Consider the following 23,904-nt stretch of genomic DNA (forward strand, 5'->3'; position numbering starts at 1 on the left):
GAGACAAAGACAGATGGCTCGGATCACGTTACGTCAATTGCTCGACCACGCGGCGGAGAACGATTACGGCGTACCGGCCTTCAACATCAACAACATGGAGCAGGCGCTGGCCATCATGGACGCGGCCAACCAGGTCGACGCGCCCGTCATCATCCAGGCCTCGCGCGGCGCGCGCTCCTACGCCAACGACGTCATGCTCAAGCACATGATGGACGCGGTGACCGAGATCTATCCGCACATTCCGGTCTGCGTTCATCTCGACCACGGCAACGAGCCGGCGACCTGCATGACCGCGATCCAGGCCGGCTTCACCTCGGTGATGATGGACGGCTCGCTCAAGGCCGACGGCAAGACCCCCGGCGACTGGGGCTACAATGTCGGGGTCACCAAGACCGTGACCGACATGGCCCATCTCGGCGGCATCTCGGTCGAGGGCGAGCTCGGCGTGCTCGGTTCGCTCGAGACCGGCATGGGCGACAAGGAAGACGGCCACGGCGCCGAAGGCAAGCTTAGCCACGACCAGCTCCTGACCAATCCGGACGAGGCCGTGAAGTTCGTACAGGAGACCAAGGTCGACGCGCTCGCGATCGCGATGGGCACCTCGCACGGCGCTTACAAGTTTACCCGCAAGCCCGACGGCAACATCCTCGCCATGAACGTGATCGAGGAGATCCACCGCAAGCTGCCGAACACGCATCTCGTCATGCACGGCTCCTCCTCGGTGCCGCAGGATTTGCAGGACATCATCAACGCCTATGGCGGCAAGATGAAGCCGACCTGGGGCGTGCCGGTGGCCGAGATCCAGCGCGGCATCAAGAACGGCGTGCGCAAGATCAACATCGACACCGACAACCGCATGGCGATGACCGGCCAGATCCGGAAAGTTCTCAAGGACAACCCGGAAGAGTTCGATCCGCGCAAGTACCTGAAGCCGGCGATGGAAGCCATGACCAAGCTGTGCAAGCAGCGCCTGCAGGAGTTCAACACCGCAGGCCAGGCCTCCAAGATCAAGAAGGTGCTGACCACCGCCGAGATGGCCAAGCGCTACGCCAAGGGCGAGCTCGATCCCCGGGTAGCCTAAGGCCTCCGTCACATCCTCCCGTCATTCCGGGACACGCGAAGCGTGGGCCCGGAATCCATAACCACAGCCTGGGGTTATGGATTCCGGGCCTGCGCCTTTCGGCGCATCCCGGAATGACAGAAAGACCCTTTACCCTGCGACGAACGATAACTCGGCAATTGCCCGAGAACGGTCTATTTTCCCGGGCAAGGGCAGAATCGTTTTGGGAGGACCTCTCGATGAATCTGACTGAGCTCAACAAGATCGCGACCGCCATGGTCGCGTCCGGCAAGGGCATCCTTGCCGCCGACGAATCCTCCGGCACCATCAAGAAGCGCTTCGACGCCATCGGCGTGGAATCGACCGAAGAGAACCGCCGCGACTATCGCGAGATGCTGTTTCGCGCCAAGGACGCCATGAGCCAGTACATCTCCGGCGTGATCCTCTATGACGAGACGATCTGGCAGAATGCCAAGGACGGCACGCCGCTGGTCAAGCTGATCGAGCAGGCCGGCGCCATTCCCGGAATCAAGGTCGACGAGGGCACGCAAAGCTTACCGATGTGCCCGGGAGAGTTGGTCACGGTCGGGCTCGACAAGCTCGCCGAGCGCCTACAGAAATATTACGAGCGCGGCGCGCGCTTTGCCAAATGGCGCGCGGTGATCGACATCGGCAGCGGCATTCCCTCGATGACGGCGATCAGCGTCAACGCCCACGCGCTGGCGCGCTATGCCGCGCTGTGCCAGGCCGCGCAGATCGTGCCGATCGTCGAGCCGGAGGTGCTGATGGACGGCGACCACGACATCGAGCGCTGCTTTGAGGTGACGCAACGCGTGCTCAACAAGACCTTCCAGGAATTGCGCGTGCAGCGCGTGGCGCTGGAAGGCATGGTGCTGAAGCCGAACATGGCAATCGCCGGCAAGAAATGCGCGAAGCAGGCCTCGGTCGAGGAGGTCGCGGAGAAGACGATACGGCTGCTCAAGGCCTGCGTGCCCGCGGCGGTGCCCGGCATCGCCTTCCTGTCCGGCGGCCAGTCGGACGAAGAGGCGACCGCGCATCTCAACGCCATGCACAAGCTCGGTCCGCTGCCCTGGGGCCTGACCTTCTCCTACGGCCGCGCGCTGCAGGCCGCGCCGCAGAAGGCTTGGTCCGGGAGGTCTGAGAACGTCGCGGCCGGCCAGCGCGCCTTCAGCCATCGCGCGCGCATGAACGGCCTCGCCTCCAAGGGCGAATGGCAAAGCAGCCTGGAACAGAAGGCAGCCTAGACCTTGTCGAACAAACCGCCTCCGCCGCGCCCGGCGCCGCGCCTCTATCTCGCGACGCCCGTCGTCGATGATCCCGCGACGCTGGTCGCCGAGCTGCCGGGGCTGATCGCGTCCGCCGACATCGCCGCCGTGCTGCTGCGGCTGAAGGAGACCGATCAGCGCGGCATGATCTCGCGCGTCAAGGCATTGGCGCCACCGGTGCAGAAGGCAGGCGCGGCACTCCTCGTCGACGGCCATGCCGACATCGTCGCGCGCGGCGGCGCCGACGGCGCGCACCTGCCCGGCATCGCCGCGCTGAAGGAGGCGCTGCCGTCGCTCAAGCCAGATCGCATCGCCGGTGTCGGCGGACTGACGACGCGGCACCATTCCATGGATGCGGGTGAGATGGGCGCGGATTACGTGCTGTTCGGCGAGCCCGATGCGAAAGGCCAGCGGCCGTCGTCGCAAGCGATCGCCGAGCGGCTCGACTGGTGGGCCGAGCTGTTCGAGCCGCCTTGCGTCGGCTTTGCCACCACGCTGGACGAGGCCTACGATTTCGCCGCCAGCGGCGCCGATTTCGTGCTGGTCGGCGACTTTATCTGGGCCGATCCGCGCGGGCCCAAGGCCGCCCTGATCGAAGTCGATGCCGCGATCAAGAAGGCTCATGCGACGGCACTGGCCGGCCAAGATCCTGCGAGCCAAGATCCTGCGGGCCAGGAGCACGGCTAGCGCCCGACATGAAGCTCCCGTGCATCACCATGCTCGCCACGCTGCTGCTGACAGTGCCCGCGGCCGCGCAGCTGCAGATCACCCCGCCGGCGACGACGCCGAGCGCACCGGCAGAGAAGCAGAAGCCAAAGCCGCCCGCACCTGCCAAGAAGAAGGAGGCAGCACCGGCGCCGAAGCCTACTGCATCTCCCAAGCCATCCGCTTCGCCCAAGCCGGCAACCGTGATCCCCGCGCCGCCGTCCGACGATCCCAACGTCGACCTCGTGTTCGGCGCCTATCAGCGCGGCCAGTACAAGACCGCTTTCGAGCTCGCCACCGTGCGCGCACAAGCCGGTGATGCCAAGGCGATGACCATGCTCGGCGAGCTCTATTCCAACGCCATGGGCATAAGGCGCGATTACGTCAAGGCGGCCGAATGGTACAAGCGCGCCGCCGATGCCGGCGATCGCGAGGCGATGTTCGCGCTCGCCATGCTGCGCATCTCCGGCCGCGGCGGACCGGTCGACAAAAGCGAGGCGGTCAGGCTGATGGCCTCCGCTGCCAAGCTCGGCGAGCCCAAGGCGGCCTACAACCTCGCTCTGCTCTACCTGGACGGCCAGACCCTGCCGCAGGACGTCCGGCGTTCGGCGGAACTGTTGCGCCAGGCCGCCGATGCAGGCCTGCCCGAAGCGCAATACGCGCTCGCGACCTTCTACAAGGAAGGCACCGGTGTGCCGAAGGACCCCGAACGCGCGGTGCGGCTGCTCCAGGCCGCCGCGATCGCCGACAATGTCGATGCCGAGGTCGAATATGCCATCGCGATGTTCAACGGCACCGGCACGCCGAAGAACCAGCCGGCCGCCGTCGCCCTGCTGCGCAAGGCCTCCCGCCAGGGCAGCGCGATCGCGCAGAACCGGCTGGCCTGGGTGCTGATCAACGGTGTCGGCACGCCCGTGGACAAGATCGAAGGCTTCAAATGGCACCTAGTGGCCAAGACCGCCGGCAAGGGCGACCCCGAGCTCGACAAGCAGCTCTCCGATCTGCCGGCCGATGACCGCGCCAAGGCCGAGGCCGCTGCCAGGAAGTGGCTCGGGTCCAAATGACTTGACGCGGGGCCCCTCACGGGGCACCCAATCCCTCAAACAGGCGCGTTTCCGCGCCCCTCTCCCCGATCAAGACCAAAAAGCATATGCTGTATTCCGCCACTATCAACGTCATGGTCAAGGCGGCGCGCCGCGCCGGCCGCAGCCTCAAGCGCGATCTCGGCGAGATCGAGCATCTCCAGGTCTCGCTGAAGGGACCGGCCAATTTCGTCTCGCTCGCCGACAAGCGCGCCGAGGAGATCCTGTACCAGGACCTCGCCAAGGCCCGCCCCGGCTACGGCTTCATCGGCGAGGAAGGGGGCAACCGCGAGGGCACCGACAAGAGCCACACCTGGATCGTCGATCCCTTGGACGGCACCACCAACTTCCTGCACGGCATCCCGCAATTCGCGATATCGATCGGGCTCGCCCGCGAGGGCACCGTGATCGCCGGCGTGATCTACAACCCCGCCAATGACGAGCTCTACATCGCCGAGCGCGGCAAGGGCGCCTTCCTCAACGACCAGCGCCTGCGCGTCGCCGGCCGCCGCCAGCTGAGCGAATGCGTGGTGGCCTGCGGCCTGCCCCATATCGGCCGCGGCGACCACGAGGAATTCCGCCGCGAGATGACCGCGATCCAGGACCGCGTCGCCGGCCTCCGCCGTTTCGGCGCCGCCTCGCTCGATCTCGCCTTCGTCGCCGCCGGCCGCCTCGACGGCTATTGGGAGCGCGATTTGCAATCCTGGGACATCGCCGCCGGTATGCTGATGGTGCGCGAAGCGGGCGGGACCGTGACCGATATCGCGACGCCGGGCGACCCGCTGGTTACCGGGCACGTCGTGTGCGGCAATGAGTACGTGCACGGGGAGCTGGTGAAGATTTTGCGGAAGCCGGCATAAGGCGGAAGCTCGCGCTCCACATTTTCCTGTCATTCCGGGGCGCGCCTCTTGGCGCGAGCCCGGAATCCATTGATCCTCGTCAATGGTGGCCCGCTGGATTCCGGGCTCGTGCTTCGCACGCCCCGGAATGACGGGGTGGGTCAGTGGCCTGTGTGCGCCCGCGCCGGTCGGCCGTGCGCTTCAGCTTCCCGCGCCGCCTTCAGCTCCCTGTCCCCGCCCAGCACGCGCTGCACCGAGACGAAGAACACCGGCACCATCAACAGCGCCAGGATCACCACCGCGATCATGCCGCCCATCACCACGCTGCCGAGCGCCTGCTGGCTGGCGCCGCCGGCGCCGTGGGCGATGGCCATCGGCAGCACGCCGCAGATGAAGGCAAGGCCGGTCATCAAGATCGGGCGGAAGCGCAAGCGGCAGGCTTCGATGGTGGCTTCGACCAGCGGCTTGCCTTCTTTCCGCAGATCCTTGGCGAACTCGATGATCAGGATCGCGTCCTTTGCGGCGAGGCCGATGATCGTGATCAGGCCGACGGTGAAATAGACGTCGTTGGGCAGGCCGCGCAGCATAGCGGCAGTGACCGCGCCGACGATGCCGAGCGGCACGGTGAGCAGCACCGCGAGCGGAATGGTCCAGCTCTCGTAGAGCGCGGCGAGGCACAGGAACACCACGAACACCGACAGGGCGAGCAGGAACGGCGCCTGCGAGCCCGACAGCTTCTCCTGCAGCGACTGTCCGGTCCATTCATAGCCGAAGCCCCGCGGCAATCGGTCGGCGAGCCGCTCCATCTCGGCGATGGCATCGCCCGAGGTGAAGCCGGGCCTGGCCTCGCCGGAGATGCGCACCGCCGGATAATAGTTGAAGCCGGCGATCTGCGTCGGGCCGCGCGCCCATTCGATCGTGGTGAAGGACGAGAACGGCACCAGTTGGCCGCGGCTGTTCTTGACGTTGTAGTTGAGGATGTCCTCGGCCCGCATGCGGTCGCGCGCGTCCGCCTGCACCACGACGCGCTGCATGCGGCCGCGGTTCGGGAAGTCGTTGATGTAGTTCGAGCCGAGATTGGTCGAAATGGTGTTGTTGATGTCCTCGAAGGTGACGCCGAACGCGCCGGCCTTCTCGCGGTCGATCATGAGATTGACCACGCCCGCCTCGGGCAGGCCTTCGATATAGACCTTCTGCAGCACTGGGCTGGCATTGGCCTCCGCGATCAGCTGGTCGGCGGCGCGCATCAATTGCTGATAGCCCTTCTGGCCGCGATCCTGGAGGCGAAACGAGAAGCCGGACGAGTTGCCGAGATTGTCGATCGGCGGCGGCTGCAGCGCCGAGATTTTTGCGTCGCGGATCGACGAGCCCAGGTCGCGGTTGACGTCGTTGACGATCGCGGCAGCGGAGTCCTTCGGCCCGCGCTCCGACCAGTCCTTCAGCGTGATGAAGGCCTGGGCGGTGTTCATGCCCTGGCCGGAGAAGCTGAAGCCGGTGAGGAAGGTGACGTTGTCGACGCCCGGCCGCGCGGCGAGATATTTTTCGACCTTCTCGATCACGGCCTCGGTGCGGGCATAGGACGAATCCGACGGCGTCTGCACGTCGGTGGTGATGAAGCCCTGGTCGTCGACGGGGAGGAAGCCGCCGGGCAGGTTGACGAAGGCCCAGGACAGGCCGACCAGCAGCGCGGCATAAACCAGCATCAAGCGGCCGGTGCGATTCAGCGAAAAGCCGACGGTGCGCGAATAGCGTTCCTTGACGCCTTCGAGCATGCGGTTGAACCAGCCGAACACGAAGTTGGTCGAATGACCGTGCCCCTTTGCCACAGGCTTCAACAGCGTCGCGCACAGCGCCGGCGTCAACGACAGCGCCAGGAAGGCGGAGAAGCCGATCGCGGCGACCATGGTGACGGAGAACTGGCGGTAGATGATGCCGACCGAGCCCGGGAAGAACGCCATCGGCACGAACACCGCCATCAGCACCAGCGTGATGCCGATGATGGCGCCGGTGATCTGCGACATGGCTTTCCGCGTCGCTTCCTTCGGCGGCAGGCCTTCCTCGGCCATGATGCGCTCGACGTTCTCGACCACGACGATGGCGTCGTCGACGAGGATGCCGACCGCCAGCACCATGCCGAACATCGAGAGCATGTTGATGGAATAGCCGGCGAGCAGCAGCGTGGAGCAGGCGCCCAGCAGCGCCACCGGGACCACGATGGTCGGAATGATGGTGTAGCGGATGTTCTGCAGGAACAAGAACATCACCACGAACACCAGCACCACGGCTTCGACCAGCGTCGTCAGCACCTTCTCGATCGAGGCCTCGACCACAGGGGTGATGTTGTAGGGGATCTCGTAGGTGATGTTGGCCGGGAAGAAGCGCGACAGCTCCTTCATCTTCGCTTCGACCGCGCTGGCGGTCGCCAGCGCATTGCCGGTCGGCGACATCAGGACCGACAGGCCCGCCGTCGGCTTGCCGTCGAGGCGCGTGTTGAACTGGTAGCTGAGGCCGCCGACCTCGATGCGCGCGACGTCGCGCAGGCGCACGGTCGAGCCGTCGGCATTGGCGCGCAGGATGATGGCGCCGAACTCGTCGGGCGAGGAGAGCTGGCCTTTGACCAGCACCAGTGCCGAGGTGCGCTGGTTCGAGGTCGACGGCTCGGCGCCGATGCTGCCGGAAGCGACCTGCGCGTTCTGCGCGGTGATGGCCTTGTTGACGTCGTCGGCGGTCAGGCCATAGCCGACCAGCTTTGCGGGATCGACCCAGACACGAAGCGAGCGCTCGGTCGAGTACAGTGTGGCGCGGCCGACGCCGGGAATGCGGCGGATCTCGCCGAGCACGTTGCGGATCATGAAGTCGCCGAGGCCGACTTCATCCAGGCTGCCGTCAGTCGAGTTCAGTGTGATGATCTGCAGCACTGCGCTCGAGGCTTCCTCGATCAGGATGCCCTGCTGCATCACCGCGCGCGGCAGGCGCGCCTCGACGCGCTTGATGCGGTTCTGGACCTCGACCGAGGCGGCACTGGTGTCGGTGCCCGGCTGGAAGTTGGCGATGATCTCGACCTGGCCAAGCGAGTCGCTGGTCGATTCGAAATTGAGGATGTTGGCGGCGCCGTTGAGCTCCTCCTCGATCAGCCGCGTGACGCTGTTGTAGAGGTTTTCCGGCGAGGCGCCGGGATAGCTGGTCGAGACCGAGATCGAGGGCGGCGCGATGATCGGATATTGCGCGATCGGCAGCAGCGGCACCGCGATCGCTCCGATCAAGCAGATGAACAGCGCGACCACCCAGGCGAAGATCGGCCTGTCGATGAAGAAACTCGGCATTGGCCGTTTTATCCTCGTTGTTCCGTTGGACCCTCATGGTGAGGAGCGCGGAACGCGCGCTCCGGACGATGCTGCGCATCGCCGCGAGAACCATCAAGGCCCGGCTCTCTCCCGCGGCCACCCTTCGAGACGCCCGCTTCCAGCAGGCTCCTCAGGTAAAGGACGACACTTGCTGCGCGGAGCGTTACCGCGTGAGCTGCTGAGCGTGCCGGTTGTCTGCGGTCGCGTCCGCCTCCGACCAGGATTGCGGCTTGACCTTGTCGCCGGCCGCGAATTTCTGGAAGCCTTCCACCACGACCTTGTCGCCGGACTTCAGGCCTTCGGTGACGAACCAGAGGCCGTCCTGCACCGAGCCGGTGCGCACCGGCTGCACGGCGATGTGATTGTCGTCCTTGACGACGAACACCTCGCTGCCGCCGCCGCCGTTGCGCTGGATCGCCTGCTGCGGCACCGCGATCGCGTCGGAATCGAGACCCTGGTCGATGCGGACCCGGACATACATGCCCGGGAGCAGCTCGCGCTTGGGATTGGGGAACTCGCCGCGCAACGTCACCTGCCCGGTGTGGGCGTCGACCTTGGCGTCGGAGAACAGCAGCTTGCCGTCGAGCGAATAGATGGTGTTGTCGTCGAGCACGAGGCGCACCTTTGCGGCATCGGCGGCGATGCGCTCGAGGTCGCCGGTCTCGAAGGCACGGCGGAGCTGGTTGAGCTCGGTCACCGACTGGGTGAAGTCGGCATAGATCGGATCGAGCTGCTGGATGGTGGCGAGATTGGTCTCGTTCTGGACGGCGAGCGCGCCCTCGCTGACGAGGGCCGCGCCGACCACGCCGTCGATCGGCGCGCGCACGGTGGCGTAGTCGAGATTGAGCCTGGCCCGCGCGAGCTCGGCCTTGCGGCCCTCGACCTCGGCATTGGCCTGGCGTTCGGCCGCAATCGCCTTCTCGTTCTCGGCTTCGGGGGCGGCGCGATCCCTGGTCAGGGTGGCGATACGATGCGCCTGCTGCTTGGCCTGCGCCAATGCCGCTTCGGCCTTGGCCAGCGCGGCCTCGTTGGCCATGACCTCGACCTCGAACGGGCGCGGATCGATGCGGTAGAGCGGATCGCCGGCCCTGACCTCGCTGCCCTGGCGGAACAGGCGCTCGACCACGATGCCGGACACGCGCGGCCGGACTTCGGAGACCCGGGTCGGGGCGATGCGGCCCGGCAGCTCGCGCACCACGGCGCGCGGCTGCGGCTTGACGATAACGATGCTGACGTCAGGGGCAGGCGGCTGGGCGGCGGACACCGCGGAACTGGATTCCTCGCAAGCACCCAGCAGCGGCGCAAGGGCCGCGAGCATCATTGCAACGCATGCCGATCGCGCTCGAATTCCAAACATGAAGTGGGATGCCCCGATTGTTGAAACTGATCATGCTCGCGCGAAGCCCGTTCTGGACCTTTTGCACGCGGCTGATGCCGCCAAAATAGAATGCATCTGCTGCGATGCAACGCATGGCGCGGGCGGCTCATTGTCACACAGCTCATCCCATTGAAATAAGAAGGCTTTTGCGGTGTAACTTGATTGTGAATCTAAGTTCCACCGGCGCGTGCTGCGGCCGAACATCGCAATCACTCGGCGGCCTTCATCCGGTAATGACTGACGCCCCATTCTGTTCCGTCGGCATAACCGAACAGGCCCGAGGTCGCGAGCAGGAACCAGCGCCAGCGACGCATCCAGAGCGCGGTCTCCTCGCCGTGGACCCGGTGCAAGGAGGCTTCGATGGCCTCGCGATGGGCATCGAAATTGGCCAGCCAGTCGTTGGCGGTGCGCTGGTAGTGCGTGCCGCTCCAGCACCATTCCTTCTCGATGGCAAAGATATCGTCGAACTGCCTGACGAGGTGATGGCTCGGCATCAGCCCGCCTGTGTAGACGTATTGCGCGATCCAGTCGTCGGGATCGGCCGGGTCAGGCAGATGCGAGCCGGACCGGTGGGTGACGACGTGCATGAAGAACCGTCCCTCCGGCGCGAGCCATGACCGCGCGCGCGTCATCAGCTTGCGCCAGTTGCTCATCTGCTCGAACATCTCAACCGAGACGATGCGGTCGAACTGGCCCTCGGGCGCGAACACGTTCATGTCGGCCGCGACCACGCGCAGATTCAGCAGCCCGCGCCGCCGCGCCTCCTCCTCGACGTAGGCGCGCTGCGCCTGCGAGGTCGCGACCGCCGTCACCGTCGCGTGCGGAAACTGCCGCGCCGTCCACAGGGACAGCGAGCCCCAGCCGCAGCCGAGCTCCAGAATGGCCTGGCCGTCGGCCAGGCCGGCATGCTCGACGGTCTGGCGCAGCGCCTCCTCCTCCGCCTCCCGCAAGGTGGTCGCACCGGTCTTGTAGAAGCAGGAGGAGAATTTACGGTTGGGGCCGAGAAAGTGGGCGAAGAAGGATGCGGGCGCCGCGTCATGCCCGATTGCCGCGCCCTCGGCGATCGGCCGCAGCATCATCCGCCCGGCGAAGGCAGCATCGTCGCCGGGGCCCAGCCCGGACAGGCGCGTCGCCATGCGGGAGCACAGGCGCTGGATCGCGGCGCGGACCACCACGTCCGGCAGCGGCACGCGCTCGGCAGTCCCGATGATCGCGGAAACGACGCTCATGCGCCCCCCCCGAATGGCGAACTTCTGCAGAGACCTGCTTATCAAAGCGCCGCTTCCGGTCCGGGTTCCCGAGCTGTCCCCGAAATCGGCGCATCCGGCGCTTTTTTTGGGCCGGCGCTGTGCCATAGTGCGCGCCGCAAGCAAGCTTTACGTAACGGATGATACCGGCATGCGGTCTGGCACTTCCCGATCCACCATGGACATCGAGTACACCAAACTGTCCTCGCCCAGCGTCTTCCTGGTGCGGATGCTGGTCTTCCTGGTGCTGTGCACGCTGGTGAGCGTGGTGCTCTACAAGCAGATCGTCCAGGCCTTCTTCGCCAATCCCGGGCTCAACGCCCTGATCGGGGGGGTGCTGTTCATCGGCATCATCCTGGCCTTCCGCCAGGTCATCCGGCTCTATCCCGAAGTCTCCTGGGTCAACAATTTCCGCGTCGCCGATCCCGGCCTGGCGCCGGCCCGCCACCCCAAGCTGCTGGCGCCGATGGCTGCGATCCTCGGCGGGGAGCGTTCGGGACGGATGACTATCACCCAGACCACGATGCGGCACCTGCTCGATTCGATCGCGACCCGCCTGGACGAGGCCCGCGACATCTCCCGCTACATGACCGGCCTCTTGGTCTTCCTCGGCCTGCTCGGCACCTTCTGGGGCCTGATCGAGACGGTGGGCTCGGTGGGCAAGGTGATCGACGGGCTCAAGGTCGGGAGCGATTCCGGGGCGCTGTTCGACACGCTGAAGGAAGGCCTCGCCGCCCCGCTCGGCGGCATGGGCATCTCCTTCTCCAGCTCGCTGTTCGGCCTTGCCGGCTCGCTGATCCTCGGCTTCCTCGATCTGCAATCGAGCCAGGCGCAGAACCGCTTCTACACCGATCTCGAAGACTGGCTCGCCACCACAGTGCGCGAGTATGGCAACGGCGAGGCGCCTGTCGCGACCGGCGGCGGCGTCGCCAGCGGCGAGCTTCAGGCCGCGGTCGAACGGCTGCGGTCCGTGCTCGAGGAAGGCAGCGCCGGCCGCGGCACCACCGCGGCGATGGCGAGCCTTGCCGAAGCCATCCAGGCGCTGGTCTCGCACATGCGCACCGAGCAGCAGATGATCCGCGAATGGGCCGACGGCCAGGGCGAGCAGAACCGCGAGATCCGCCGCCTGCTGGAGCGGATCGCGCGCCAGCCCGAGAAGAGTTGAGACGGTGTTGTGCCCCGGACGCGACGCAGCATGAAATGATGCATCGCTGAGCCGGGGCCCAGCGTCAGGGACAAGATGGGTCCCGGCTCTGCGCAGCAGCGTTGCACGCTGCACCGCGTCCGGGACACAAGAGTGGAGACGGATGACATGGCCCTTGCCCGCGCCCGCCGCAGCGAAGGCGGTCTCAACTACTGGCCCGGCTTCGTCGACGCGCTGTCGACGCTGGTGCTGTCGATCGTGTTCCTGCTGTCGGTGTTCCTCGTGGTGCAGTTCTTCCTGTCGCAGGAGGTCACCGGCAAGGACAAGGCGCTGGAGCAGCTCAACGCCAAGATCGCTCAGCTCAACGAGCTGTTGTCGCTGGAGAAGCTCGGCAAGCTCACCCTCGACGACCAGGTCTCGTCGCTGAAAGCCGGGCTCGCCTCGGCCGAGTCCGAGCGCGACCGCATCAAGGGTCTCTATGACGGCTTGGCGGCCGCCGGCAACGATGCGCAAGGCAAGACCGCCGAGCTCGGCAAGGCATTGGACTCGGAGAAGGCGGTCTCGGCGCGGGCGCTGGCGCAGATTGAGGTGCTGAACCAGCAGATCAGCGCGCTGCGCCGGCAATTGGCGGCCCTGGAGGAGGCGCTCGATGCTTCCGAGAAGCGCGACAAGGAATCGCAGAACCGCATCGCCGACCTCGGCTCCCGCCTCAACGTCGCCCTGGCGCAGCGCGTGCAGGAATTGTCGCGCTACCGCTCGGAATTCTTCGGCCGGCTGCGCGCCATCCTTGGCAACCGCCCTGACATCCGCATCGTCGGCGACCGCTTCGTGTTCCAGTCCGAAGTGTTCTTCGACACGGGACAGGCGGTGCTGCTGCCCGAGGGCCGCGCGGAGCTCGACACCTTGGCAGCGGCGCTGATCGAGCTCGACAAGAAGATCCCGAGCGACATCCCCTGGGTGCTGCGCGTCGACGGCCATACCGACGTGCGGCCGGTGAGCGGCGCGAACTTCAAGTCGAACTGGGACCTGTCCGCAGCGCGCTCGATCTCGGTGGTGCAATATCTGGTCTCGCTCGGCGTGCCCGCCCAGCGCCTCGTCGCGGCCGGCTTCGGCGAATTCCAGCCGCTCGATACCGGCAACACCGAGGAGGCCTACAAGCGCAATCGCCGCATCGAGCTGAAGCTGACGGAGCGGTAGTGAGCGCGCTCCACCTCCGCCCCTACGCGGCCTCGGACGAGGCCGTCGCGATCGATCTCTGGCATCGCACCTGGCAGCAGGCCTATCCGCAGATCGACTTCGCCGCACGGCTCGAATGGTGGCGCGAGCGCTGGCTGAGGGATCTGGTGCCGAAGGCCCAGATCGTGGTGGCGGAGCAGGACGGCGCGCTGGTCGGTTTCGTCACCGTCGACGGCGAAGGCTATCTCGACCAGCTCGTCGTCGATCCCGCGCATTGGGGCTCCGACGCGGCAAGGCTGCTGGTGGACGAGGCCAAGCGCCTGTCGCCGTCGGGCGTCACGCTGCTCGTCAACAAGGACAATGCCCGCGCGATCCGCTTCTACGAGCGCAACGGCTTCGCCCATGCGGGCGACGACGTGAACCCGACCTCGGGGCGGCCGGTGTTGAAGATGGTGTGGAAGGCGTGAGGTCCCCGGTACTTTCCGCCGTATGAGGCGTCTACGCGCCCTCGAACTGCAGCCGCGCCAGCCGCGCATAGAGCCCGTTCGCCGCGACGAGCTCGGCATGCGTGCCCTGCTCGACGATCCGGCCCTGGTCCATCACCAGGATGCGGTCGCAGGAGAGCACGGTGGCGAGGCGGTGGGCGATGACGAGCGTGGTGCGGTGGCGCATCAGCTCTTCCAGCGCTGTCTGCACCAGCGTCTCGCTTTCGGCATCCAGCGCGGAGGTGGCTTCGTCCAGCAGCAACAGCGGCGCATCGCGCAGGATGGCGCGTGCGATCGCAATGCGCTGGCGCTGGCCGCCGGACAGTGTCACGCCGCGCTCGCCGAGCGCAGTCTCGAAACCTTCGGGCAGGCGGCGGATGAATTCGGCGGCATGGGCGAGCTCGGCGGCGCGCTCGACCTCGGCATCGGTCGCATCGGGCCGGCCGAAGCGGATGTTCTCGCGGGCGCTCGCGGCGAACACCACGGAGTCCTGCGGCACCAGTGCGATGCGCGCGCGGAAATCGCCGGGGTCGGCGGACCTGACCGGCACGCCGTCGAGCGAGATCGTCCCGCTGCGCGGATCGTAGAAGCGCAGCAGCAGATGAAAGATGGTGCTCTTGCCGGCCCCGGAGGGGCCGACGATCGCGACCTTCTCACCGGGGCGCACGGTGAACGACACGGCGTCGAGCACCTTGACGTCGGACCGCGCCGGATAGGCGAAGCTGACCCGATCGAAGCCGACCTCGCCGCGCGCCGGCACCGGCAGCGCAAGCGGCGTCGCGGGCGCGGTGATCTCGGGCTTGACGTGGAGGATCTCGAACAGGCGCTCGGCCGCGCCCGACGCCGCCGAGACCTCGCCCCAGACCTCGCTGAGCTGGCCGAGGCCGGCTGCGGCGAACACGGCATACAGCACGAACTGGCCGAGCCGGCCCGGCGTGATCGCGCCGGTGAGCACGTCATGCGAGCCGATCCAGAGGATGGCGACAACGCTTGCGAACACGATGAAGATGATGATCGCCGTGAGCACGGCGCGGGCCTGGGTCGAGGTGCGCGCGGCTTCATAGGCCTGCTCGACCTCGCCGCCGAAACGCTTTTCGGCAAATTGCTCGCTGGTATAGGCCTGCACGGTGCGGATCGCGCCGACCAATTCGCCCGCATAGGCGGAGGCATCGGCGAGCGTGTCCTGCGCATTGCGCGACAGGCGCCGCACCCAGCGCCCGAACGCCACCAGCGGCAGCACGATCAAAGGGATGGCCAGCAGCACGAACCCCGACAGCTTCGGGCTCGTGATCACCATCATTGCCGTCGCGCCGAGGAACATCATCAGGTTGCGCAGCGCGATCGAGACGGAGGCGCCGACGGCCGATTTCAGCTGGGTGGTGTCGGCGGTGAGGCGCGAGATCAATTCACCGCTGCGCGCGGAATCGAAGAAGGCCGGGGAGAGCGACAGCAGATGAGCGAAGACGTCGCGCCGGAGATCGGCGACGATGCGTTCGCCGATCGTCATCACGAGGTAGTAGCGCGCGGCGCTGGCGATCGCGAGCACGGCGACCACCGCGAGCATGACCGAGAAGTAGCTGTTGATCAGCTCGATGCCCTCGGGCGTCAGGCCGAAATCGATCATCCGGCGCACCGCGACCGGCACCAGCAGCGTGGTGAGCGCTGCGATCGTGAGCGCGACGAAGGCCAGCGCCGCGCGGCCGCGATAGCGGATCACATAGGGCGCGAGCGCCAGCAGCGGCCGCAACTTGGCGCGGCCCTTGGCCGGCGCTTCGATCAGCTCGGCCTCGATCGAGGGAGTGTCCGCGGCGTTCATTGCGGGCCGTTCGACATCGTGGTCATCCAGCCGTTCCACTGCGCTCATGAGATCCGACCCGTTGCATTGATCTGCTCCCAATAGGCCGGTGCAGGAGTAGTGGCAAATCCGGGAAGTCCCTTAGGGGCAAACCCGGTCCAGCGCGCTGCATGGCTTGTTTTGCGGGGTTTCGTGAGGTATAGAGCCGCCCAAATCCGTCATTCGCGAGCCACCCAAGAAGGCGCCGGAGCGCCGAGGAATTGCCATGAAAGCCGAAATTCATCCGAACTATCATACGATTAAGGTCGTCATGACCGACGGAACCGAGTACCTGACCCGCTCGACCTGGGGCAAGGAAGGCGACACGCTGAACCTCGACATCGACCCGAAGTCGCACCCGGCCTGGACCGGCGGCTCCGCCCAGATCATGGACCGCGGCGGCCGTGTCTCGCGCTTCCAGAAGAAGTTTTCGGGCTTTCTCAAGAAGGATTGAGCCGGCCGCAAGGCTGGAGATGAAAACGCTCCCGGGAGACCGGGGGCGTTTTTTGTTTCTAGCCGTCATTCCGGGACGCGCCTTTTGGCGCGGGCCCCGAATCCATACTTCCGATCGTGGTTATAGACTCTCAGATGCGCAATTGCGCATCGTAGCTCGCGACTTCGTCGCGCCCCGGAATGACGGCTGTGATTGTCGACGGTTACCGCTCGAACGCGGCCTTCAGCGCGTTGAGGTGCGGCACCAGCGGGTTGCCGATCGTGGCCTGCTCGGCCGGCGGGGTGTGGATCGTGCTGTCGAGGCGGCGGACGCGGGTCTGCAGGCTCATCGAGCGATGGATCAGGTCCTGAAGCTGCGCGGGCAGCTTCTCGATGGTGTCGGCGGGACCGGGATCGGCGGCGGTAAGCTTGACCTTGGTCTTCTCGCGATTGGCCTGGCTTAGCGTCATCTCGCCTTCCTTGACCGCGCGGTGCAGCAGCAGCCAGGAGGCGAGCTGCATCAGACGCGTCGTGAGGCGCATGCTCTCGGTCGCATAGGTCAGGCTGACGGCGCGGTCGAGCGCCTTGGCCTCGACGCGGCCGGCGCCGTCGAGATAGGCGGCGGTCTCCTCGACGAGGTCCATGCCCTCACGGAACAAATTGCCGAACGCCGCAGAATTGGTGAATCGCTCACTGAGCTGAACGAGCGCGCCGTCGGCCTGCAAACGTTCCATGGTTAACGCCTCTTACGCAACTGTTTGACTGCCCGGCTTTGCCGCCGGCTTATGATGAACAAATCATTGCGCGGGCGGGACGCGGAGTCCAGTGACAAGCGCGGATATGGTTTCCGCGGGTCAATCCTTTCGAATGCAACCGGGATGAGAGTTGCAAACCGGGCAGTGAACGCAAAAAAAGAGCCGCCGGAGACCGGCGGCTTTGAAAGTTGATAACAGGGAGGCGTCAAACAGAGTGGACAGGAGCCACTCGGTGTCCAAACGAGGACAGTTCCAGTCATAAACCCGAAAGCTTAATCTGAAGTAAACGAGCTAATTTTTTGGGATTTCGTTAGCCATGTCAGCCAGTGGCCGAGTGGGGTGCGGAACAAAACTCTGGGCGTCATTCCGGGGCGCGATGAAGTCGCGAGCTCGGATTCGCATTGCGCATCCGAGAATCCATGACCACAGGCGGATGGAGCAGCCGGCCACTATCAGCGTGCCCGTCTCAGCGACCTGTGACCATGGATTCCGGGCTCGGCGCTGACGCGCCGCCCCGGAATGACGAGACGGAGAAAGTTCGGCCCACGCGTCCGGGACGACAGTCGTTGTGCGGCGACCACTACGACTTGAAAATACTGTTCGCCGCATCGCGCGAGGCGCGCTTTTGGGCGGCGGCTTCTTCCAGTCTTTCGATCTCGGTCTTGAGCAGCGCGACGCGCTCGGTCAGTTCCTCCACTGACAAAAGTGAGAGGTCCTGCCCAATTTCATGACTGATCTTCTTGCGCGGGCGGTCGTCGTCTTCGATCGGCATCGTCGTTCCTCCTCTCCGTCCGCGGGTCGGACCACATGGCCTAAGGCGGTTGCCAGCCTGCACCGCGCTGGCTAAGCAAGGGCCTCGTTTCCTCCCGCACTTTTGCTCAAGGACACATCATGGACAAGCTGCCCGCGCAAATGACCGTGGTCGCCATCTCCAAGCCCGGCGGGCCGGAGGTGCTGGTGCCGGAGCAACGCAGTGTTCCGCAGCCCGGTCCCGACGAGATCCTGGTCAAGGTGATGGCTGCCGGCGTCAACCGGCCCGACGTGGCGCAGCGCTCCGGCGCCTATCCGCCGCCGCCCGGCGCCAGCGACCTGCCCGGCCTCGAGATATCAGGCGAAGTCGTCGCGGTCGGCAGCAACGCCAAGCGGCACAAGGTCGGCGACAAGGTGATGTCGCTGGTCGCCGGTGGCGGCTATGCTCAGTACTGCATCGCCCAGGACGCCCAGGCGATGAGTGTGCCGCCGGCGCTGTCGATGAAGGAAGCCGGCGCGCTGCCGGAAACCCTGATGACGGTCTGGCACAACGTATTCGAGCGCGGCGGCCTCAAGGCCGGCGAGACGCTGCTGATCCACGGCGGCTCCTCGGGCATCGGCACCATGGCGATTCAGCTCGCCAAAGCCTTCGGCGCAAAAGTGTTCGTGACCGTGGGATCGCAGGACAAGATCGACGCCTGCCTCAAGCTGGGGGCCGACCGCGCCATCAACTACAAGACCGAAGACTTCGTCGCCGTGATCAAGGAAGAGACCAACAACGTTGGTGTCAACCTGATCCTCGACATGGTCGCCGGCGACTATGTCGACCGCAACTATGATGCCGCCGCGGTCGACGGCCGCATCGTCCAGATCGCGACGCTCAATGGCCCCAAGATCAGCGTCAACATCGCCAAGGTGATGGTCAAGCGCCTGACCCATACCGGCTCGACCTTGCGTCCCCGTAGTAATGCGGACAAGGCGGCGATGGTGGCCGCGATCGAGCAGAAAGTGATGCCGCTTTTGCGCGAAGGCCGCGTCAAGCCGGTGATGGACAGCACTTTCCCGCTGGAAAAGGCGGCAGACGCCCACCGGCGCATGGAAACGAGCGCACATATTGGCAAAATTGTGTTGGAGGCCTAGGCCGCTGGCCCACAGGGCAAGCCGGAAACCCTTTGATTTTCCTCGCTTTCGTGGCATCTATCGCGACGCACCGAACCGCATCGGTCCGGTCTGAAATCGCCTTCTAGATTTGCCTTGCACTGACGAGTTTGCGTCGAACGCGGAGAACTGACCTTGCGTCTGATCAGGTGCCTCGCGCCCATCGCGCTGGGCCTCATGATTCTTGTCGCCGCGTATCCCGCGCGCGCGCTCGACGCCGTCAGCGTCCGTAGCGACGCGCCCGCGATCGACCTCACCGGCGTGCTCGAGCATCAGCGCAGCGATGCCGATCGTATCCAGGTCTCCACCGCACCCGGCACCGACGGCATCGTCCGCCGCATCGAGGTGCGCGCCCGCGAGGGCGGACAGAACTGGGTGGTGTTCGCGCTCGCCAACAACACCGACGACCAGCTCGACCGCCTGATCGTCGCTCCGCATTACCGCATCGTCTCCTCGGGATTGCTGTGGCCCGACCTCGGCCTGTCGCGCATCGCGACCATCACGCCCTCGATCGGCGACCGCCCGGAACGGCAGGAAAGCGCCACCGCGGACGTGTTCCGCATCACGCTCGACCCCGGCGCCGTCGTCACCTTCGTCGCGGAACTGCGCACCGACAAGCTGCCGCAGCTCTATCTGTGGGAGCCGGAAGCCTACAAGGACAAGGTCAACTCCTTCACGCTGTACCAGGGCATCGTGATCGGCATCTCCGGGTTGCTCGCGCTGGTGCTGACCATCCTGTTCGTGGTCAAGGGCAGCATCATGTTCCCGGCCGCGGCGGCGCTGGCCTGGGCGGTGCTGGTCTATATCGGCGTCGATTTCGGCTTCTGGGGCAAGGTGCTCGACATGTCGAACAACGCCGAGCGCATCTGGCGCGCGGCGGGCGAAGCGATCCTGGCGGCGACACTCCTGGTGTTCCTGTTCGCCTATCTCAATCTCAGCCGCTGGCACGTGCGCTATTCGCACATCACGGTCGGCTGGCTCGCGTTCCTCGGCTCGCTGGTGGCGCTCGCGCTGTTCGACCCGGCGGTGGCTTCCGGCATCGCACGCATCTCGCTGGTGCTGATCGCCTTCGCCGGTTTCGCGCTGATCGTCTATCTCTCCACTCACGGCTTCGACCGCGCCGTGCTCTTGATCCCGACCTGGTTCCTCCTCGTGGTCTGGGTGGTCGCGGCTGGCATGACGGTGGCGGGCTCGGTCACCAACGACATCGTCGGCCCGGCCCTGCTCGGCGGCCTCGTGCTGATCGTGATGCTGATCGGGTTTACGGTGATGCAGCACGCCTTTGCCGGCGGCGGTGCCAGCACGGGCGTCGTCTCCGATATCGAGCGGCGCGCTTTGGCGCTGGCCGGCTCCGGCGACCTGATCTGGGACTGGGACGTCTCCGCCGACAAGGTGTTCACCAGCCCGGAGACCGAAGCCCTGCTCGGGCTGAAGCGCGGCACGCTGGAAGGCCCGGCGGCGTCCTGGCTAGAGGTGCTGCATCCGCTCGACCAGGACCGTTTCCGCGCCGCGCTCGACAGCGTGCTCGACCAGCGCCGCGGCCGCCTGGTGCAGGATTTCCGTCTGCGCACGCCGGACGGTCATTTCATGTGGTTCGCGCTCAAGGCGCGGCCGGTGGTCGGCTCGGACGGCGAGGTCTCGCGCGTGGTCGGCACGCTCACCGACGTCACGGAGCTGCGTAACGCGGAAGAACGCCTGCTGCACGATTCCGTGCATGACAATCTCACCGGCCTGCCCAACCGAAAACTGTTCATGGACCGGCTGGGCGCGGTCGCGCATTTCGCCAAGACCATGCCGACGCTGCGGCCGACGCTGATGGTGATCGACCTCGACCGCTTCAAGCAGGTCAACGATTCCGTCGGGATCGCGGTCGGCGATTCCATCCTGCTCACGCTGGCGCGCCGTCTCACCCGCATCCTGAAGCCGCAGGACACGCTGGCGCGGATGGCCGGCGACCAATTCGGCCTGATCCTGCTGTCGGAGCAGGACCCGGCCCGCATCACCGCTTTCGCCGAGACCATCCGCAAGACCATCCGCGCGCCGATCGCCTTCAACGATCGCGAGATCTTCCTCACGGCGTCGATCGGTCTCGCGCTGTCCGATCCGCAAACCCAGCTCACGGACGAGATCATCAAGGACGCCGAGCTGGCGATGTATCACTCCAAGCGCATCGGCGGCGACCGCATCGACGTCTACAAGCCGGCGATGCGGGCGCGCAAGACCGACCGCCTGACGCTGGAGAGCGAATTGCGCCGCGCCATCGAGCGCCAGGAGATCACGATCCTGTACCAGCCGATCGTGCGGCTGGAGGATCGCTCGATCGCCGGCTTCGAGGCCCTGGCGCGCTGGGACCATCCGAAGCTCGGGCGCATGGCGCCGTCGGAGTTCATCACCATCGCCGAAGAGACCGGGTTGATCGTCGACCTCGGCATGTTCGTGCTCGACCAGACCGCCAAGCAGCTTTCGGTGTGGCAGCGGGCGATGCGCTCGCGCGAGCCGATCTTCGCTTCCGTCAACGTCTCCTCGCGGCAGCTGCTGCGCCACGATTTAATCCACGATGTCCGCACCGTGCTGTCGCGCTCCTCGGTGGCGCGCGGCACGCTCAAGCTCGAGCTGACGGAATCGCTGGTGATGGAGAATCCGGAGCACGCGGCCCAGATGCTGACCCGGATCCGCGAACTCGGCACCGGGCTGTCGCTCGACGATTTCGGCACCGGCCACTCCTCGCTGGCCTATCTGCAGCGCTTCCCGTTCGACACCATCAAGATCGATCAGTCGTTCGTGCGCACCACCAGCCGCGGCACCCGCCCCGTGATCCTGAAGTCGATCATCGCGCTCGCGCACGACCTCGGCATGGACGTCGTCGCCGAAGGCGCGGAAACCGATTCCGACGCGGTCGAGCTCTACCAGATGGGCTGCGAATTCGCGCAAGGTTTTGCCTTCGGCGAGCCGATGGACGCGGACGCGGCGATGCGGCTGCTCACGGAAGTGCGGCTGGAAGCTGCGAGCTAAGTTCTCTTCTTCCCCTCCCCCTTGTGGGAGAAGGTGGCATAGGCGGCCTTCGGCCGCCGTTCTCAGGAACGCCGAAGCGGAGCTTCGGCTATGGCGCCGGATGAGGGGTTCGTTCCGCAGGTTCAGATGCGAGAGACTGGCGCGCGGAGAGAACACCTCACCCTTCTCGCTGCTTCGCGGCGAGCCACCCTCTCCCACAAGGGGAGAGGGAAAGAAGCGCGCCTCGTCGACATCATCGCCGCCGCTCACCCTTCTTCTTCCTGAACCGCACGCTCTGGCCGTCCGGCATGCGCGTTGCCACGAAGCCGGCGGCGAGGCAGGCTTCGCGTTGCGGCATCTGGATGTCGGGGCTGCGAAGGCTGTCCCACCATGAGGCACGCTGGGCCGCGCGCGGCAGCGCCGCGCCGATGATCTCCTCGATCTGCTCAAAGCTCAGCACGAGCTCCTCCTGCTTCTGCCGCAGCAGATAATCGCGCAACGCGTCGTAGTCGTTCACACTCGTCCTCTCGTCAGGGGCGAAGTCAGGCTGCTCAAAACCGTCAGCCGCATAAACCGATTCTTAACTCATTGCGGCAGCGCCGTCGCGGCTTAAACACTACGCAAGCTTTCGGGCGCATCCACTATGGACAGGAGCGAACAATGTTCTCTGGATGGCGCGACGTTGCGGCCCGCCGGCCGTGGCGGATTTCAGCGAAGCTGCTGATCATCTCGTCCGTGGTGACGGTGATCGGCTTTTCCGCCATTTGCGTCAACGTCATGCTCGACATGCGCCGCGGCGAGGAGGCACTCGCCCGCCAGACGCTGGAGAACCTCGCGACCACGATCGAGTCCGACGTCAGCCGCAACGTCGAGATCTACGATTTGTCGCTGAAGGCGGTCGCCAGCAACATGCTGCTGCCCGAGCTGGCGACGGTCTCAAAGACGATCCGTCACCTGATCCTGTTTGACCACGCGACCACCGCCAAGCATTTCGGCGCCATCCAGGTGTTCGACGCCGAGGGCCGGCTGACCATCGATGCCTCCACGCTCGATCCCCTGCCCGAGGACCGCAGCGAGGAGGACTACTTCAAGGTCCACCGGGATAATCCCGGCACGGCGCTGTTCATCAGCCGTCCCATGCTGTTTCGCGGCGCCTACTCGATCGTGCTGAGCCGGCGCATCAGTGACGCTGACGGCGGCTTCATGGGCGTCGTCGCCGGCTCGATCCGCTTCAGCTATTTCCACGAGCTGTTCGATCGCCTCAACCTCGACCCTGAGGACACCATCACTGTGCTCAAGCGCGACCGCACCATCATCATGCGGCGGCCGTTCGATCTCGACATCATCGGCACGAACCTGAACGACCGTCAGAACTGGAAGGCCGACAATCTCAGGGTCGGCGCCGCCTATTCGGGACAGGGCCCGGTCGATGCGACGCCGCGGCTCTATGTCCGCAGCAGGAACAATGGTCCGCTGTTCGTGGTCGCCGGCAAGCCTTTGGCCGCGGTGTTCGCACTCTGGCAAAGGGAGGCGCTCCGCATCGGCACCGTGGTGCTGGCGCTCATCCTGTTCGTGCTGGGATCGACCCTCGTGCTCGCGCGCGAGATCGGCCGGCGCGCCGAGGCCGAGCGCAAGCTCGAGGAGTTGGCGACGACCGACGCGCTCACGGGCCTGAAAAACCGCCGCAAATTCGATTCCGTCATTGACGTCGAATGGCGGCGCGCCATGCGCCAGAAGGCGCCGATCGCGCTGCTCATGATCGATACCGATCACTTCAAGGCCTACAACGACACGTTCGGCCATCAGGCCGGCGATCAGGTGCTGGTCGGCATCGCCATCTGCATTTCCGATTCGGTGAGCCGCGCCGGCGATTGCGCGGCGCGCTATGGCGGCGAGGAATTCGCCGTGCTGCTGCCGAACACCTCCGCCGCCGACGCCTTCAAGGTGGCGGAGACGATCCGCCGCAAGGTGCAGGGCTGGTCCGACGAGCAGGCGATGTCGACGGTGTCCTGCGGCATCGCCAGCCTGGTCCCGGATGCCGGCATGGATTGGCCGATGCTGGTTGCCGCCGCCGACAAGGCGCTCTACGCCGCCAAGGCCGGCGGGCGCAACCAGTCGGTGGTGGCGAGCCTGCCGCAGCTGTCGCTGGTGGCGTGAGGGCTCTCCGTGTGAGGGCGCGACACTTGCCAAACCATCGGTGTCGTCCCGGACAAGCGCAGCGAAGCGGAGCGCAGATCC

At 65.9% G+C, this 23,904-nt stretch carries 19 protein-coding genes; 12 read left to right on the forward strand and 7 right to left on the reverse strand.

Translation table 11 applies throughout. The features are described 5' to 3' along the window. Positions 1 to 13 precede the first annotated feature (13 nt). From fba to I6F17_RS16035, 5 genes are all read left to right on the forward strand, one after another. The gene (gene fba, locus I6F17_RS16015) at positions 14 to 1,081 is read left to right on the forward strand and encodes a class II fructose-bisphosphate aldolase (protein ID WP_036036995.1); all 1,068 of its coding nucleotides are present in this window, start codon (positions 14 to 16) and stop codon (positions 1,079 to 1,081) included. 218 nt (positions 1,082 to 1,299) lie between these two features. Beyond that, the gene (locus tag I6F17_RS16020) at positions 1,300 to 2,325 is read left to right on the forward strand and encodes a class I fructose-bisphosphate aldolase (protein ID WP_225127218.1); all 1,026 of its coding nucleotides are present in this window, start codon (positions 1,300 to 1,302) and stop codon (positions 2,323 to 2,325) included. A gap of 3 nt (positions 2,326 to 2,328) precedes the next feature. Next, on the forward strand, positions 2,329 to 3,033 hold the full coding sequence (locus I6F17_RS16025; RefSeq protein WP_225127216.1) for a thiamine phosphate synthase: 705 nt from the start codon (positions 2,329 to 2,331) through the stop codon (positions 3,031 to 3,033). 8 nt (positions 3,034 to 3,041) lie between these two features. Continuing rightward, entirely contained in the window at positions 3,042 to 4,115 is a 1,074-nt protein-coding gene (locus I6F17_RS16030) for a tetratricopeptide repeat protein (protein WP_225126373.1), read from the forward strand. Between the two features lie 86 nt (positions 4,116 to 4,201). Then, positions 4,202 to 4,993, forward strand: coding sequence for an inositol monophosphatase family protein (locus tag I6F17_RS16035; protein WP_225127213.1), 792 nt, complete (start codon positions 4,202 to 4,204; stop codon positions 4,991 to 4,993). Between the two features lie 140 nt (positions 4,994 to 5,133). Here the strand turns inward: I6F17_RS16035 and I6F17_RS16040 are convergent, their stop codons facing one another. From I6F17_RS16040 to I6F17_RS16050, 3 genes are all read right to left on the reverse strand, one after another. After that, a complete protein-coding gene (locus tag I6F17_RS16040) occupies positions 5,134 to 8,295 on the reverse strand; it encodes a multidrug efflux RND transporter permease subunit (protein ID WP_057028127.1) in 3,162 nt (1,053 codons plus the stop codon). A gap of 184 nt (positions 8,296 to 8,479) precedes the next feature. Continuing rightward, a complete protein-coding gene (locus I6F17_RS16045; protein WP_225127210.1) occupies positions 8,480 to 9,637 on the reverse strand; it encodes an efflux RND transporter periplasmic adaptor subunit in 1,158 nt (385 codons plus the stop codon). A gap of 266 nt (positions 9,638 to 9,903) precedes the next feature. Next, positions 9,904 to 10,923: a cyclopropane-fatty-acyl-phospholipid synthase family protein gene (locus I6F17_RS16050; RefSeq protein ID WP_225127208.1), complete on the reverse strand. Its 1,020-nt coding sequence runs from the start codon at positions 10,921 to 10,923 to the stop codon at positions 9,904 to 9,906. Positions 10,924 to 11,092: 169 nt separating this feature from the next. On the opposite strand from I6F17_RS16050, the gene I6F17_RS16055 reads away from it, so the two are divergent. The 3 genes from I6F17_RS16055 to I6F17_RS16065 all read left to right on the forward strand — a co-directional run bounded on the left by I6F17_RS16055 (position 11,093) and on the right by I6F17_RS16065 (position 13,728). After that, positions 11,093 to 12,106: a hypothetical protein gene (locus I6F17_RS16055; RefSeq protein WP_036021706.1), complete on the forward strand. Its 1,014-nt coding sequence runs from the start codon at positions 11,093 to 11,095 to the stop codon at positions 12,104 to 12,106. Between the two features lie 147 nt (positions 12,107 to 12,253). Continuing rightward, positions 12,254 to 13,282: a peptidoglycan -binding protein gene (locus tag I6F17_RS16060; protein WP_025034020.1), complete on the forward strand. Its 1,029-nt coding sequence runs from the start codon at positions 12,254 to 12,256 to the stop codon at positions 13,280 to 13,282. Continuing rightward, entirely contained in the window at positions 13,282 to 13,728 is a 447-nt protein-coding gene (locus I6F17_RS16065) for a GNAT family N-acetyltransferase (protein ID WP_225127206.1), read from the forward strand. Before I6F17_RS16060 ends, I6F17_RS16065 begins: the two co-directional genes overlap by 1 nt. A 31-nt stretch (positions 13,729 to 13,759) precedes the next feature. On the opposite strand, the gene I6F17_RS16070 is transcribed toward I6F17_RS16065, so the two are convergent. Next, positions 13,760 to 15,610 carry an ABC transporter ATP-binding protein/permease gene (locus tag I6F17_RS16070; protein WP_225127203.1) on the reverse strand — a complete coding sequence of 617 codons (1,851 nt, stop codon included), beginning with the start codon at positions 15,608 to 15,610 and terminating at the stop codon, positions 13,760 to 13,762. A 196-nt stretch (positions 15,611 to 15,806) separates the two neighbouring features. Here I6F17_RS16070 and rpmE point away from each other — a divergent pair, with 196 nt between their 5' ends. Then, the gene (rpmE, locus tag I6F17_RS16075) at positions 15,807 to 16,034 is read left to right on the forward strand and encodes a 50S ribosomal protein L31 (RefSeq protein ID WP_027573780.1); all 228 of its coding nucleotides are present in this window, start codon (positions 15,807 to 15,809) and stop codon (positions 16,032 to 16,034) included. Between the two features lie 202 nt (positions 16,035 to 16,236). On the opposite strand, the gene I6F17_RS16080 is transcribed toward rpmE, so the two are convergent. Both I6F17_RS16080 and I6F17_RS16085 read right to left on the reverse strand, forming a co-directional pair. Next, positions 16,237 to 16,746: a DUF1465 family protein gene (locus tag I6F17_RS16080; protein ID WP_035998279.1), complete on the reverse strand. Its 510-nt coding sequence runs from the start codon at positions 16,744 to 16,746 to the stop codon at positions 16,237 to 16,239. Positions 16,747 to 17,347: 601 nt separating this feature from the next. Further along, positions 17,348 to 17,539: a DUF1192 domain-containing protein gene (locus tag I6F17_RS16085; protein WP_225127201.1), complete on the reverse strand. Its 192-nt coding sequence runs from the start codon at positions 17,537 to 17,539 to the stop codon at positions 17,348 to 17,350. Between the two features lie 119 nt (positions 17,540 to 17,658). Between I6F17_RS16085 and I6F17_RS16090 the strand changes: the two genes are divergently transcribed. Together I6F17_RS16090 and I6F17_RS16095 are read left to right on the forward strand one after the other, a co-directional pair. Then, the gene (locus I6F17_RS16090; RefSeq protein WP_225127199.1) at positions 17,659 to 18,657 is read left to right on the forward strand and encodes an NAD(P)H-quinone oxidoreductase; all 999 of its coding nucleotides are present in this window, start codon (positions 17,659 to 17,661) and stop codon (positions 18,655 to 18,657) included. A gap of 153 nt (positions 18,658 to 18,810) precedes the next feature. Next, the gene (locus tag I6F17_RS16095; protein WP_036036964.1) at positions 18,811 to 21,687 is read left to right on the forward strand and encodes an EAL domain-containing protein; all 2,877 of its coding nucleotides are present in this window, start codon (positions 18,811 to 18,813) and stop codon (positions 21,685 to 21,687) included. Positions 21,688 to 21,919: 232 nt separating this feature from the next. On the opposite strand, the gene I6F17_RS16100 is transcribed toward I6F17_RS16095, so the two are convergent. After that, positions 21,920 to 22,183, reverse strand: coding sequence for a hypothetical protein (locus tag I6F17_RS16100; RefSeq protein WP_036036962.1), 264 nt, complete (start codon positions 22,181 to 22,183; stop codon positions 21,920 to 21,922). A gap of 143 nt (positions 22,184 to 22,326) precedes the next feature. Between I6F17_RS16100 and I6F17_RS16105 the strand changes: the two genes are divergently transcribed. Next, the gene (locus tag I6F17_RS16105; RefSeq protein ID WP_225127197.1) at positions 22,327 to 23,823 is read left to right on the forward strand and encodes a diguanylate cyclase; all 1,497 of its coding nucleotides are present in this window, start codon (positions 22,327 to 22,329) and stop codon (positions 23,821 to 23,823) included. Positions 23,824 to 23,904: the final 81 nt, after the last annotated feature.

This window comes from Bradyrhizobium sp. NBAIM18, assembly GCF_020193825.1.
Lineage (GTDB): Bacteria > Pseudomonadota > Alphaproteobacteria > Rhizobiales > Xanthobacteraceae > Bradyrhizobium > Bradyrhizobium yuanmingense.

Coding starts and splice junctions, on each gene's coding strand:
- fba (WP_036036995.1), top strand. CDS start 14: ATGGCTCGGATCACGTTACGTCAATTGCTCGACCACGCGGCGGAGAAC.
- I6F17_RS16020 (WP_225127218.1), top strand. CDS start 1,300: ATGAATCTGACTGAGCTCAACAAGATCGCGACCGCCATGGTCGCGTCC.
- I6F17_RS16030 (WP_225126373.1), top strand. CDS start 3,042: ATGAAGCTCCCGTGCATCACCATGCTCGCCACGCTGCTGCTGACAGTG.
- I6F17_RS16035 (WP_225127213.1), top strand. CDS start 4,202: ATGCTGTATTCCGCCACTATCAACGTCATGGTCAAGGCGGCGCGCCGC.
- I6F17_RS16040 (WP_057028127.1), bottom strand. CDS start 8,295: ATGCCGAGTTTCTTCATCGACAGGCCGATCTTCGCCTGGGTGGTCGCG.
- I6F17_RS16045 (WP_225127210.1), bottom strand. CDS start 9,637: ATGATGCTCGCGGCCCTTGCGCCGCTGCTGGGTGCTTGCGAGGAATCC.
- I6F17_RS16050 (WP_225127208.1), bottom strand. CDS start 10,923: ATGAGCGTCGTTTCCGCGATCATCGGGACTGCCGAGCGCGTGCCGCTG.
- I6F17_RS16055 (WP_036021706.1), top strand. CDS start 11,093: ATGCGGTCTGGCACTTCCCGATCCACCATGGACATCGAGTACACCAAA.
- I6F17_RS16060 (WP_025034020.1), top strand. CDS start 12,254: ATGGCCCTTGCCCGCGCCCGCCGCAGCGAAGGCGGTCTCAACTACTGG.
- I6F17_RS16070 (WP_225127203.1), bottom strand. CDS start 15,610: ATGAGCGCAGTGGAACGGCTGGATGACCACGATGTCGAACGGCCCGCA.
- rpmE (WP_027573780.1), top strand. CDS start 15,807: ATGAAAGCCGAAATTCATCCGAACTATCATACGATTAAGGTCGTCATG.
- I6F17_RS16080 (WP_035998279.1), bottom strand. CDS start 16,746: ATGGAACGTTTGCAGGCCGACGGCGCGCTCGTTCAGCTCAGTGAGCGA.
- I6F17_RS16085 (WP_225127201.1), bottom strand. CDS start 17,539: ATGCCGATCGAAGACGACGACCGCCCGCGCAAGAAGATCAGTCATGAA.
- I6F17_RS16090 (WP_225127199.1), top strand. CDS start 17,659: ATGGACAAGCTGCCCGCGCAAATGACCGTGGTCGCCATCTCCAAGCCC.
- I6F17_RS16105 (WP_225127197.1), top strand. CDS start 22,327: ATGTTCTCTGGATGGCGCGACGTTGCGGCCCGCCGGCCGTGGCGGATT.